Here is a 14,263-nt window from a genome sequence, read left to right as displayed (position 1 = left end):
AAGTTGAATTTTTTAATAGATAGTGTTAAAAATTTAAAATCCTTTAAGGAGCTAAGTAGTTCAATAAAAAACTCAAAGAACACTGCAGTCTTTGGTTCAGAGGAAGCGGTGCTCTCTCTTTTTGCGCCTGCATTTAATGATATTGGCAAAAAAGTATGTGTAATTTCACAAAATAGAGTGACTGCGAGAAAAACTTATGAAGATATTTCAAGTATTTCTAGTGAAAATTGCGTTTTATATCCAGAAAAGGATGTGTTTTTCTACGATAAAGACTCAAAGTCAAAGGAAAATACAAAGAAAAGGCTAGAGGCAATGGCTGAAGTTTCAAAGGGCAGTGCAAGTATTGTCGTAACTACGCTAAATGCACTTACAGCAAAGATCACTAAAAAAGAAATTTTTTCAAGTTATAAAATAAATATTAAGTCTCAGTCCCAAGTTTCTTTAGAGGACTTGAAGGACAAGCTTACAGAAATGGGATATGAAAGATTTCCAAGCGTTGAAGGAGTGGGACAATTTTCCATAAGAGGTTCTATAATTGACATTGCGACTTCTGATGCAAATTATAGAATTGAACTTTTTGACGATGAAGTTGATTCCATAAGAAGTTTTGAAATTGATAGCCAGAGGTCCATTGAAAAGTGCGAAGAGATAAATATCTTTCCCATAGAAGATTTGATTTTAAAAAGGGACGAGAAGAAAAAAATTGCCGATAAGATCAAAAAAGATATTGCAAAGACAAAGCTTATAGGTAAAGATAAAGATAGACTTACAGAAAAGTTTTTAAAATATGTCGACAGACTTGAAAATGATGAAAATATACTAAATAAAGATCTGATCTTGCCCTATGTAGATGAAGAGGAACTTTCATCTTTTTTAGATTACTTAGATGATTTTATATTTCTAATTGACGAACCAAGTAGAATTGTTGAAAGAGAAGATGAACTTGTTGTAGCAAATGGAGAAAAATTTGCGGTTTTAATAGAAAATGGCGAAGTTACAAAGTCTCACGAAAAAACTTTTTACGATTACAAAGAGATTGTATACAAGCTAAATGAAAATGAAATTATAACCTTTAATGCACTTTTAAAACCTCCAAAGATGTTTAATCCAAAGGACATTGTGAACATCAAGGTGAAGAGCGTTACAAATTATATGTCAAAGATAAAGTTATTTAAAGATGACTTGGACTATTATTCTAAAAATAATTTTAAGGTAATTTTACTTGGAGCTACTGAAAAAAGAGCAAAGAGGCTTTTTGATCATTTAGTGGAACTTGGATACTCGCCAGAGTTTGCAAAGGAACATGGAGATTTTAGAAAATATGCTGATTTAGTTGTTACAACGGGTGCATTAAATGATGGAATTGAATTTTCTGATTCAAAAACAGTTTTTATAAATTATTCTGAAATTTATGGAACATTTTCTAAAAAGAAAAAAGCTAAGGTTTCTAAGAAAAAATCCCTTAACTTTGAGGATTTAAAAATTGGCGATTATGTAGTTCACGAGGCCCATGGCGTTGGCAAGTATATTGGCACGACAAGACTTTCGGTATCGGGAATACAAAGGGATTACATCGTCATAGAATATGGTGGAGAGGATAAATTATTTTTGCCAATTGAGTCTTTAGACTCGATTTATAAATATGTGCAAGAGGGCAAAAGAGCACCAAAAGTAAATAAATTAAATTCTCTTGAGTGGAAAAAGAAAAAAGCTCACGCAAAAAAATCCATTGACGACATGGCAGAGGAGTTAATAAAACTCTATGCAACTCGTGAAAACACTAAGGGCTATGCCTTTAGCGAAGACAGTCAGTATCAAAGAGAGTTTGAAGATGCATTTATTTACGAAGAGACAAGTGGGCAGCTAACTTCTTCTGAAGAAATTAAAAAAGATATGGAAAAGCCAGTTCCCATGGATAGACTTCTTTGTGCAGATGTTGGTTATGGCAAGACTGAGGTAGCACTTCGAGCTGCCTTTAAGGCAATACTCGATGGAAAACAAGTTGCCTTACTTGTGCCTACTACAATTTTAGCACAACAACATTACAATACAATTAAAGAGAGATTTAAAAATTTTCCAGTGGGCGTTGGACTTTTGTCGAGATTTAGAAGTAAAAAAGATCAAAAAGCAGATCTTGAAGGCTTAAAAAATGGAAATATTGACATTATAGTGGGAACTCATAGGCTTTTATCAAAGGATGTACATTTTAAGGACTTGGGACTTTTGATAATAGATGAAGAGCAAAGATTTGGAGTTCGACACAAAGAAAAGCTTAGAATGCTAAAGGAAAATGTGGATACACTTACTCTTACTGCAACTCCAATACCTAGAACGCTACAAATGTCCATGATTGGAATAAGGGATATGTCTATAATTGAAGAGCCACCTGAGGAGAGATTTCCCGTAGAAACTTATGTCTTGGAATACAACAATTTAATGGTTAGAGAAGCAATTTTAAAAGAAATTGAAAGAGGGGGACAAGTTTACTTTTTATACAATAAAGTTTCAAATATGGAAAGTAAATTATTAGAACTTAGAAAACTTGTACCAGAGGTAACTTTTGCTATGGCAAATGGTCAGATGAGTGAAAAAGCCTTAGAAGATACAATGATTGATTTTATAGAAGGCAATATAGATGTTTTAGTATGCTCGACTATTATAGAAACGGGAATGGACGTTCAAAATGCAAATACAATGATAATTACAGACTCGAATCGCCTTGGACTTTCACAACTTTATCAGCTTCGTGGAAGAATTGGAAGGTCCTCTAGAATTGCCTATGCATATTTTACCTACGATAGATCTTCATCAATTTCTGAAGTTGCACAAAAGAGGCTTCAAGCTATAAAGGAATTTACAGAATTTGGCTCTGGACATAAAATTGCAGAAAGAGATTTGGAAATAAGGGGCTCAGGTTCAATATTGGGATCAAGGCAATCGGGTCATATGGAAAAAATTGGTTACGACCTTTATATGAAGTATTTAAGAGAAGCAATTATGAAGTTGAGAGGGCTTGAAGTGGAAGAAAAAATTGACACGACAATTGATTTAAAATTAGATTCCTTTATACCGAAGGAATACATTGAAGACGATAAAACAAGGCTTGAAATTTACAAAAAGATTTCCGTAATTGATAATGAAGATGCTTATTCAGATTTAGTTGAAGAATTAATCGACAGATTTTCTGATTTTCCAGATGAAGTTTCAAATTTAATGGACATTGCACTTTTGAAGAATAAGGCACAAAAGGCAAATATAAAGTCCATTATAGAAAAAAATGGCGAGTACAGAATAAAAGTTGAAGGCGAAGTTTCCCTTGAAGCAATCATGGAGCTCAACAATGAATTTAAAAATATTTCCTATTCCATGGGAGATGAAAATGAGATTATTTTAACCAATTTAAAATATCCCCTTGATGAGTTAAAGAAACTTGTAACTATTTTGCATTTACACAAAAAGGACACAAAATCATCTAAAAAGTAGTGTATAATAAAACTATTAATTTAAAATATAAATGAGGAGAGAAATATGAATTTTAAAAAATTAGGTAAAATAGCAGTGGCTATTACACTTGCAAGTTCACTAGTAGCTTGTGGTGCAAAAAAAGGAGTAGCAGCAAATGTTGGCGGAGTTGATATTCCAATGGAAGCATATTATAAATCTTATGCAGCAAGAGTAAATCAACTTACTTCAATGTATGGCGAAGAAATTCTTAAAAATAAAGAAGATGGTCAAAAATCTACTGATGAACTTTTAAGAGAACAAGCTATTACTGACTTAACTACTACTGAAGCATTAAAGCAAGATGCTGAAAAATCAAAAATAACAGTAAGTGATGATGAAGTTAATGAAAAGATTAATGAAATTGAAACACAACTTGGTGGAAAAGAAGCTTTTGATACATTTTTAAAACAAAATGGACTCCCAAGAGATTATGTTGCTGAAAATATGAAAAATCAAATGTTAGTGGGAAAATGGACTCAAGAAAAAACTAAAGAATTAACTCCAAGTGATGATGAAGTTAAAAAATATTATGAAGACAACAAAGATAAATACTTTAAAGCTAAGGCATCTCACATTTTAGTTAATGATTTAAAAGAAGCTAATGTTCTTAGAAAACAAATCCTAAAGGGAGAAGATTTTGCTAAAGTGGCAAAAGAAAATTCAAAGGATACTGGAAGTGCTAAAAATGGAGGATCACTTGGCGAATTTACAAGTGGTCAAATGGTAAAAGAATTTGACGAAGAAATTGCAAAGATGAAGGCAAGAGATATTTCTGAACCAATTAAAACTCAATTTGGCTACCATATTATTAAACTTGATGAAAAAACTCCCCTTGAATTTGACGCAGTAAAAGATCAAGTTAAGGCTACACTTCAACAAGAAAAATTTAAAGAATATGTAGATAAGGTTAAGAAAGATGCAAAAATAAAAGTTTATGTTAATACTAAAAAAGAAGTTGAACTTCCTGATGAATTTAAAAACTTTGGAAAAATAGAAAAAGAAGAAAATTCAAAAGCTAATAGTGCAGAAAATACAAAGACAAATGCAGACAACAAGACTACAGGAAAAGAAAATGCCAAGGCAGAAAATAAAACTGTAGAAAAGGAAAATGCTAAAGTAGAAAATAAAACTAAATAATTATTGAAATTTAATAAGTTTTAATTTATAATTAAAAAACCTGTGTTGAGAAATTCTAATAAAGTTTAGCTAGTCTCATTCAGGTTTTTTCTTTTATTAAGTTTTTGTAAATTAAAAAAAATATAGAATTAATCCTTTATAATTAAATATAATTTTATAAATCTGTTATAATAAAATAAAGTTATTTCAATAGTGAGGTGAAGTCATGAGCTTTTCATCTGAAGTCAAGAATGAGGTTGCGAAGATAAAAGTTGACAATTATGAAATCATTCTTTCTGAACTTGCAGGTATAACGCCAATGTGTGGAGTTTTAAATTTTAAAAACAATAAGATTTCTATGGAGTATATAACAGAAAATGCATCAGTGGCTAGAAGAGTTTTTACTTTTTTGAGAAGATCTTTTGGCTTTGATGTGGAAGTAAAAAATGCAAAATCCACTCAACTTAAAAAAAATGCATTTATTATATATATCTCTCAAGATGAGTCTTGCAGGTTATTGCTTGATGAGTTAAAATATATAAAAGGTGCAAGCGTATTTATGATTAGTTATGTGCCCACTGATCTCATAAAAACTGTGAATGAGAAGAAGGCATATATACGCGGTGCTTTTTTGGGTGCAGGTTCTATTACAGATCCAAAAAAAGGATATCATTTGGAATTTGTTTCTGAAAACGAATCTAATGCATATTTTTTGATGGATGTAATTAATGAATTTGGATTCACTTCAAAGATTATTATGAGAAAGGAAAAATACATAGTCTACATTAAGGATTCTGAACAAATTTCGGATATTCTATCTCTTATTGGTGCTTATAACTCTGTTTTGAAATACGAAAACATTAGGGTTATAAAAGAAATGAGAAATAATGTCAACAGAATTGTAAATTGCGAAACTGCAAATTTAAATAAAACTGTTAAATCGTCCTATGATCAAGTGGAGGACATTAAATTAATTGATAGAGAAATTGGTTTGGAGAATATAGATGATGATCTTAAAAAGGTTGCAACATTAAGACTTAATAATAGGTCCATGAGTTTAAATGACATTGCTAATTCAATAGATCCTAAAGTCTCAAAGTCCACTGTTAATTATAGATTTAAAAAACTTAGAAAAATTGCTAACAATTTGAGGGGTGTATGAAATGATAAATAAAAAGGTTGTACTTAATAATAGCGAAGGGCTTCACGCAAGAGCGGCTGCACTTTTTGTGAGAGAAGCAAATAAATTTGCTTCTGACATAAATTTAGAAGCGCATGGCGACAGGGTTAATGGCAAGAGTATAATTGGAATTATGTCTCTTGGAGCTTTTAGTGGTGAAGAGATTATCATTGAAGCTGAAGGTGCTGACGAAGAAGAAGCCGTTGAGAGATTATCTAACATAGTTGAAAAAGAATTTATAAATCTTTAATATGCTTTTTAGAGTTTTGCTTTGGCGAAGCTCTTTTTTTCGCCTCTTTGTCAATAGTGTTGGTAGATAAAAGTGATATGGTTTATTGCCTAGACCATAAAGATAGAATCAATAGAATTAAAGACAGACTGTTTTCTATTTTTATAGATTCTTTAATTTCTTTAACTTCAGATTTTAAATTTTTTATGATATGCTTTGGATAAATGGCAACTGGAATAAGAACAATCTTTCCATTATCCTCTAAAAAGTCAAGGAGAGTAAAGTTGAAAGAATGAAAGTAAGTAATTGTAGTATAGTTATAATAGAAAAAGAATAATGAAATAAGCCTTGGAGATAATATCTTCAGGGGTTTTTATGCTCTAAGGACTAAGGATAGTGAGTTATAGGTAGTAAGATACAGCTTTAGACTGCGAACAAAGTGTAAGGATGCAAAGAGAGATGTGTATTAGAATTTATTTGACTAAGAATGCAAATTGTTAAACAGTATTGATGAAAAATAAGTAAAGTACAAGAAAATTCGGCAATTTGTAAAATATTTTTGTTGATAAATTATTGGCACTATATTATAGAACCTTTTTCATATCCTTTTAATTAAACTAAGGCTTTGATAAAATATAGTTAGATAATTTTTTAAAATAAGTTGAAAAAATTATTTTAAATTTCTAAAATAATTTGATGTTTGTATAAAGATTAAAGGATGATTTTATGAATAAATTTGTGCATTTGCATTTGCACAGCGAGTATTCTCTTCTTGATGGCTCCACAAGAATAAGTCTTTTGCCAAAGAGGGTAAAGGATTTGGGAATGGATTCCGTTGCCTTAACTGATCACGGAAATATGTATGGTGCCATTGCCTTTTATAAAGCTTGTAAAGATGTGGGCATAAAACCAATTTTGGGCTGTGAGGTTTATATCTCAGAAAAGGATTTGAACATTAAGGATAAGTCCAACAAGAGATACCACTTGATACTTTTGGCAGAAAATAATGAGGGTTTTAAAAATATTATGAAAATCGTCTCCATTGGGTTTGTTGATGGATATTATTACAAGCCAAGGGTTGACAAGGGTGTTTTAAAAAAATATTCCAAGGGTGTAATTGCAACTTCAGCTTGCCTTGGAGGCGAAGTTCAAAGATTTATTTTAGACAGAAATTTGGAAGCTGCAAAATCTGCTGCAATGGAGTACAGAGAAATTTTTGGCGAAAATAATTTTTTCTTGGAACTTCAAGACCATGGAATGCCAGAGCAAGCTCGAGTAAACCGTGAACTTGTGAAAATATCAGAGGAGCTAGATATTCCTCTTATTGCTTCAAATGATGTTCACTACCTAGATAAAGATGATGCAAAGAGTCACGATGTGCTTTTATGCATTCAAACTGGAAAGACAATTAATGAAGAAGATCGAATGAAATTCCCATCAGATGAATTTTATTTAAAATCACCTGATGAAATGGCAGCACTTTTCCCTGAAAACAGGTCTGCACTTGAGAACACAGTAAAAATCGCCAATAGATGCAATGTTGAAATAAAATTCCACGACCTCCATCTTCCCGAATTTAATGTGCCTAGTGAATACACTCACGAAGAGTATTTAAAAAAGCTTGCAGTCGAAGGGATGTATTCTCGCTACGAAAATATAACAGAGGAAATAAAAAAAAGGTTTGAATTTGAATTTAATACAATAAAAAACATGGGTTATGTGGATTATTTTTTAATAGTATGGGATTTTATTAGATATGCACGAAAACATGAAATTCAGGTTGGACCGGGAAGAGGCTCAGCTGCAGGTAGCATGATTTCTTATTGCCTTGGAATAACAGATGTGGATCCACTAGAGTTTGATCTTCTATTTGAAAGATTTTTAAATCCAGAGAGAGTTTCCATGCCAGATATTGATATCGACTTTTGTTATGAAAGACGTGAAGAAGTTATTGAGTATGTAAATAGAAAGTATGGTGAATCCCATGTTGCACAAATTGTAACTTTTGGAACTATGGCTGCAAGAAATGCTATAAGGGATGTTGGGCGTGCCCTCGACATGAGCTATGCAAAGGTGGACTATATTGCAAAACAAGTTCCACAAGCATTAAATATGACAATAGATAAGGCACTGGAAATTTCTGAAACATTTAAGGAAATTTACGAAAGTGAAGAGGATTCAAGAGTTTTAATTGACATGGCATTAAAGCTAGAAGGTCTACCAAGGCATACTTCCACTCATGCAGCTGGAGTCGTAATTTCAAAGGATGAACTTACTGAATATGTTCCTCTAACTCGAAACGACAAAATAATTGCAACTCAATTTAACATGATTGAGCTTGAAGAGTTAGGTCTATTAAAGATGGACTTCTTGGGATTAAGAACTTTGACTGTAATAAGAGATGCGATAAATTTAATAAAAGAAAATGAGGGTAGGACTATTTCCTTTGAAAAACTAGATTATAAAGACTCAAATGTGTTAGAGATGTTTGCAAAATCGGAAACTCTTGGCGTTTTTCAATTTGAATCAAGTGGAATGAGAGCTTTTTTAAAGGAATTAAAACCTGATGAATTTTCTGATTTAGTTGCAGCAAATGCGCTTTTTAGACCAGGACCAATGAAGCAAATTCCAAAATTCGTGGCATCAAAACACGACAAGAGCAAAATTTCTTACATTCACCCAAAACTTGAGCCAATACTAAAATCCACTTATGGTTGTATAGTTTATCAAGAACAGGTAATGCAAATTGTACAACAAATTGGTGGATATTCACTAGGTAGAGCCGACATTGTAAGACGTGCTATCTCTAAGAAAAAAATGAAGGTAATGGAAGAGGAAAGGCAAAACTTTATTTATGGCAACGAAAAAGAAGGAGTTTGCGGTGCGATTGCAAATGGCGTTGATGAAAAATCTGCAAATGAAATTTATGATTTAATAATAGATTTTGCAGATTATGCCTTTAACAAATCTCACTCAGTTGCATATTCAGTGGTTGCTTATAGGACTGCTTGGCTAAAATATTATTATCCAAGGGAATTTATGGCAGCACAAATCTCAACTTATACAAATGATATAAAGCAAGTTAGCCTTTACATTGAAGAAATAAAAAGACTGGGAATAGAAATTTTGCCACCTAATATAAACTATTCTTTCAAGAATTTCACTGTTGAAAATGATAAAATCAGGTTTGGACTAAAGGCAGTAAAAAATGTGGGAAACAGTTTAATAGATGTAATAGTTAAGGGACGTGAAAAGGGCGAATATAAATCACTTAAAGACTTCGTAGATAGAATCAATGCAATTGATAAATCAGTGTTAAACAAAAGAGCTGTGGAGTCATTAATAAGATGTGGTGCTATGGATGACTTTGAAGGCAATAGAGCGCAGTACCTTGCAATTTATGAATCGGTACTCTCCTCTTCATCAAGCACGGCGAAAAACAATGTACTTGGACAATTTTCTATTTTTGAAAACACAAAGGTGAGTGAGGATCTTCCTGAGCTAAAAGATTTTAAGCAAAAGGATAAACTCGACATGGAAAAAGAAGTTATAGGAATGTATATTTCCGGTCATCCTCTTGATCCTTATAGAGAATTAATTGAGAAAAACACAAATATTAATACAAATCAAATTTTTGAAAAGTATAGAGAAAATCTTTTGAAATCAAGTAAAGTAAAAGTTGGCGGAATTTTAAAATCAAAAAAGACTATGATTACAAAGAACAACAAAATGATGGCTTTTGCAGCTTTAGAAGACCTCTTTGGCACAATTGAACTTGTAATTTTCCCAAATGTTTTTTCAAAATACAGGGATTTAATCGAAGATGAAAATGTAGTTTTTGTGGAAGGACATTTCCAAGAATCAGAAGTTGAAGAGCCAAAAATTTTAGTGGACAGCATCTCAAAGATAAAGATGCCGACTAAAAATAAATTATATATTTCCGTTGATTCCATAAAAAATGAAAATGTAGGCGAAATAAAAAAAATATTAAGGGATTATGAAGGCAACACTCCAGTAATATTTTTTGAAGAAAAAAGCAGAAGAGCCTTTGGAACTGATTCAAACATGTGGGTTGATTCTACATCCTTTGATGAGATTCAAAATAAATTGTCAGTGTATACTAAGAGCAGAGAGAAAATTATTTTAAAGTAGGTGTGTATGAGAATTGCAATTTTAACAAGTGGAGGCGATGCTCCTGGCATGAATGCCACAATAAGAGCAGTTACTAGGACTTGTATTTACGAGGGTATAGAAGTTTTTGGCATAAGTGGAGGTTATGAAGGTTTAATTGATGCAAAATTTGAAAAATTAGTTCAGTCTTCAGTTGCCGACATCATTCAAAGGGGAGGAACAATTTTATCAACTTCAAGGTCTGAAAGATTTATGACTGAAGAAGGTTTGGAGAAGGCGATAAATTCTCTAAAAATTTTTGAAATAGATGCACTTATTGTACTTGGAGGAGATGGGAGTTTAAGAGGGGCAAAGATGTTAAGAGATCGTGGAATAAATGTAATTGGAATTCCTTGTTCTATTGACAATGATCTTGCCTATACGGATTTTACTATTGGATTTATGACCGCAGTGGAAACTGTAACTGAAGCGATAAGTCATATTAGAGACACAACAGAAGCACATTGTCGTGCAAATATAGTTGAAGTAATGGGAAGAGAATGCGGCGATATCGCACTTTATTCTGGAGTTTCTTCTGGTGCAGAATCAATTATTGTGCCAGAAATACCTCTAGATATGAATGAAATTGCAGAGAAGGCAATTATGGGAAAGAACAGAGGCAAAAAGCATCACATAATTATTATGGCTGAAGGCTGTGGATCGGCTTTTGATTTTGCAAAAGAGTTTGAAAAATTTACGGGCATAGATACAAGGGTAACTGTTCTTGGTTACATCCAAAGAGGGGGAGCACCAAGTATTTTCGATAGAATTTTGGCATCAGAACTTGGATACTTGGCAGTAAAAGAAGCAAAACTTGGAAATTCTCTTGCCCTTGGTTTTAAAGATGGAATTGCAATAAAAATGAGTTTTGAGGAAATTTTTAAAATAAAAAAAGTTTTTAGACATGATCTACTGGATATACTAAAAATAGTTTCAATATGAGGTGAATATGAAAAGGACAAAGATTGTTGCTACAATTGGACCTTCAAGTGAAAGTGAAGAGATTTTAAAAAAATTATTCACAGAAGGCGTAAATGTAGCGAGATTAAATTTTTCTCACGGAAGCCACGAAGAACATAAAATAAAAATTGACAGAATAAAAAAAATAAGGCGAGAAATGGATCTTCCCATTGGAATAATGCTTGACACAAAGGGACCAGAAATTAGACTAGGCGATATAGATGGAGAAGTAAGTCTAGAATCAGGCGATGAATTTATTTTAACTACAAAGGATCTATTAGGCGACAAAAAGATTGCAAGTATTTCCTACAAGGAGCTTTACAAAGATTTAAAAGAGGGCGAAAAAATATTAATTGACGACGGACTTGTGGAGCTACAGGTAAAAAAAATTCAAGGCGAAGAGATTATTACAGAAGTAAAAAACTCTGGAGCAATTTCATCTCACAAGGGAGTAAATGTGCCGGGAGCAAATTTAAATCTTCCTGCTCTAACAGAAAGAGATATTGAAGATATAAAATTTGGAATAAGGGAAGATATTGACTTTATTGCAGCATCTTTTATTAGAAGTAGAGAAGATGTACTTGCAATAAGAAGGGTTCTAGAAGAGGAAAAAGATTACACTACAAAAATTATTTCAAAAATTGAGTCCCAAAGGGCGGTAGAATTAATCGACGAAATAATCGAAGTTTCTGACGGGATAATGGTGGCAAGGGGAGATCTTGGCGTAGAAATTGAAACAGAAGCCGTTCCAATTGTGCAAAAAGAAATTATAAAAAAATGCAATATCGTCGGCAAAACTGTAATTACTGCCACGCAAATGCTTGATTCCATGATTAGAAATCCAAGGCCAACTCGTGCAGAGACAAATGATGTTGCAAATGCAGTCTTAGATGGAACAAGTGCAGTTATGCTTTCTGGAGAAACTGCAAGTGGAAAATATCCCATTGAAGCAGTTGTTACAATGAGAAAAATTTTGGAGTACACAGAAAATACAATTGATCACGACGAAATTTTGAAAAACAGAATAAGAGATGTGGAAAACTCTATGACTAACTCCATTGGCAAGAGTGCCTGTGTAATTGCAAGAGATCTTCACGCAGAGGCAATTATTACTGCTACAACTTCAGGGAATACTTCGAGAGCTATTGCAAAATTTAGACCAGAGACGCCAATAATCGCATCAACACCCTTCGAAAAAATTAAAAATCAATTGAGCATTGTGTGGGGCATTATGCCAGTAAAAGTTTTGAACTTCAAAGACACGGACAATTTAATAGATGCATCCATTGATGTAGCAGTTGCAAAGGGATTTATAAAATCTGGCGACTTAGTTGTGTTGACAGCAGGAGTACCGGCAGGCATTGCTGGTTCCACAAATTTATTGAAGATCGAAAATGTTTCAGAAATTTTGGGACGAGGAACTGCCCTTGGGAAAAAGAAAAAGAAGGCACGAGCAGTTGTAGCTAATAGAATTGAAGATTTAGAAAAAAACTTTAAAACTAAGGACATAATAGTCTGCAATGGAACTGATGGCAGAATGATTTCTTATATGGAAAAGTCTTCAGGATTTATTACAGAAGAAGCAGGTTTTACATCAAATGGGGCTGTAGCGGCAATTTCTCTTGGCAAAACTGCAATTGTTGGTGTAAAAAACATCACAGAAAAGATAAAAACAGGAGATATTATAACAATTGATCCAATAGATGCAACTGTGAGAAGATAATTATAAACTATAAAAAAGACCTTTGTGATTAAAAATTATCACTAAAAAGGTCTTTTATTTTTGTATAATCGATTTTCTTTAAAATTTCTTCACGTTCCTTTAAATTTGAATTGAAGTTTTCGAATTTTACTTTAAACTTTTTTGACTCCGACATTAATTTTAAATTTGAAATCCTGTCAGATTCATTTAAATAATTAAAATAAATTTTGCTTCTCGCATCTAATGCACAATAAATCTTGTCGAGGCTCTTTGAAAGCCCAAGCAAATTGTTTAGAGTTAAAAGAAGATCTATTACGAAGATGAAAGTTAATAAAAAGGCTACTGAGTTAATAATTTTATCTTCAGCTGCAGAGAAAAATAATAACATAACTGGTGTTAAGTATTTTACAATAATTATATTTGCCATTCCAAAAACTATTAAACCGTAAAGGCACACTCTTCTTTTAATTTGAAAAGGATAGGCACCGTAATCCCACCATCTTTGGTGAAAAAATCTTTCCAATAAGTAACCAATGACATACTCAATTGTGCAGGACAAAAGTGCAGAATAAATAAAAATGTAAAAGCTTGAGTCAAAGTTTTTTAATATTAAGTAGGATACAGTTGCACCAATGCCATAGATTGGACAAAAAGGACCAATTAAAAAGCCTCTGTTATAAATTTTATCTAGCTCAATTTTGGAACAAGGGAAACTTTCCCACAACCAACCTATAAAGGAGTAGATAAAAAATATTAGGTATAGTTCTGCAATTTTCATAAATTTTCAAAACCCACTTTCATAGATTTTCTCCTAACAGTTTCCACTATGGAAACATATTTGTCAGAATAAGTTACAATCCAAGACTCCAAATACTTTGGCGGAAGAATAGTTAGAGGAAACATGTGCTTGATTATAATGTCCTTTTCAATTCTATTTATCTTTAATTCACTCTTTGCATTTAAGTATGCCTTCATTGGATGAGTGAAACCATGGATCCAGCGTTCTTTCTTGCCATCATGCCAATCGTATAGAAAGTAATCGTGAAGTAGGGCACCCCTTATAAGGGAGTCCATGTCCACATTTAAATTGTATTTTTCTACAATTTCAATTGATTTTTTTGCAACAGAAATAACGTGATAATAGACAGAAGTATTTCCATGTTGTATGAAATTTTTTGTTTCTTTAAATCTCGTGTTTTCATTTAAGAAAGCGATGATTTCTTCAAGTTTTTTTTGGTTATTCATATAATCTCCTGAGTATTATTCTATTATATAAAAGTAAAAAAAATTCAAAGTTTGTGTTAAATTTTTAATACATTGCAAATCTTATATTTCTATTGCAAAGGAGTTTAAAATTTTATTTTTTAACATAAAATTCGCAAAAAAATAAAAGCCATATTTC

Annotated in this window: 10 protein-coding genes; 8 read left to right on the top strand and 2 right to left on the bottom strand. The window is 32.2% G+C overall.

Annotated elements, in window-relative coordinates; all coding sequences use genetic code 11:
* Positions 1-3: 3 nt before the first annotated feature.
* From mfd to pyk, 8 genes are all read left to right on the top strand, one after another.
* Positions 4-3,483 carry a transcription-repair coupling factor gene (gene mfd, locus BIV18_RS03590; protein ID WP_075659336.1) on the top strand — a complete coding sequence of 1,160 codons (3,480 nt, stop codon included), beginning with the start codon at positions 4-6 and terminating at the stop codon, positions 3,481-3,483.
* Positions 3,484-3,528: 45 nt separating this feature from the next.
* On the top strand, positions 3,529-4,641 hold the full coding sequence (locus BIV18_RS03585) for a peptidylprolyl isomerase (protein ID WP_075659335.1): 1,113 nt from the start codon (positions 3,529-3,531) through the stop codon (positions 4,639-4,641).
* 205 nt (positions 4,642-4,846) lie between these two features.
* Positions 4,847-5,782: a DNA-binding protein WhiA gene (gene whiA, locus BIV18_RS03580; RefSeq protein WP_075659334.1), complete on the top strand. Its 936-nt coding sequence runs from the start codon at positions 4,847-4,849 to the stop codon at positions 5,780-5,782.
* Between the two features lies 1 nt (position 5,783).
* Positions 5,784-6,050: an HPr family phosphocarrier protein gene (locus tag BIV18_RS03575; RefSeq protein ID WP_075659333.1), complete on the top strand. Its 267-nt coding sequence runs from the start codon at positions 5,784-5,786 to the stop codon at positions 6,048-6,050.
* 56 nt (positions 6,051-6,106) lie between these two features.
* Positions 6,107-6,253, top strand: coding sequence for a hypothetical protein (locus tag BIV18_RS10630; protein ID WP_178385767.1), 147 nt, complete (start codon positions 6,107-6,109; stop codon positions 6,251-6,253).
* A 502-nt stretch (positions 6,254-6,755) separates the two neighbouring features.
* Positions 6,756-10,181, top strand: a complete 3,426-nt coding sequence (locus BIV18_RS03565; protein ID WP_075659332.1) for a DNA polymerase III subunit alpha — start codon at positions 6,756-6,758, stop codon at positions 10,179-10,181.
* A 6-nt stretch (positions 10,182-10,187) separates the two neighbouring features.
* Positions 10,188-11,141 (top strand): ATP-dependent 6-phosphofructokinase, encoded by a 954-nt coding sequence (locus BIV18_RS03560; RefSeq protein ID WP_075659331.1) that lies wholly within the window; start codon positions 10,188-10,190, stop codon positions 11,139-11,141.
* A 7-nt stretch (positions 11,142-11,148) separates the two neighbouring features.
* Positions 11,149-12,882 (top strand): pyruvate kinase, encoded by a 1,734-nt coding sequence (pyk, locus tag BIV18_RS03555; RefSeq protein ID WP_075659330.1) that lies wholly within the window; start codon positions 11,149-11,151, stop codon positions 12,880-12,882.
* A 28-nt stretch (positions 12,883-12,910) separates the two neighbouring features.
* Here pyk and BIV18_RS03550 read toward each other — a convergent pair whose 3' ends face one another.
* Together BIV18_RS03550 and BIV18_RS03545 are read right to left on the bottom strand one after the other, a co-directional pair.
* Positions 12,911-13,639 carry a putative ABC transporter permease gene (locus BIV18_RS03550; protein WP_075659329.1) on the bottom strand — a complete coding sequence of 243 codons (729 nt, stop codon included), beginning with the start codon at positions 13,637-13,639 and terminating at the stop codon, positions 12,911-12,913.
* Positions 13,636-14,106, bottom strand: a complete 471-nt coding sequence (locus BIV18_RS03545) for an HD domain-containing protein (protein ID WP_075659328.1) — start codon at positions 14,104-14,106, stop codon at positions 13,636-13,638. Before BIV18_RS03545 ends, BIV18_RS03550 begins: the two co-directional genes overlap by 4 nt.
* Between the last annotated feature and the right edge of the window lie 157 nt (positions 14,107-14,263).

Source organism: Peptoniphilus grossensis (assembly GCF_001940285.1).
GTDB lineage: Bacteria > Bacillota > Clostridia > Tissierellales > Peptoniphilaceae > Peptoniphilus_A > Peptoniphilus_A faecalis.
This window is presented reverse-complemented; position numbering and strand designations above follow the sequence as displayed.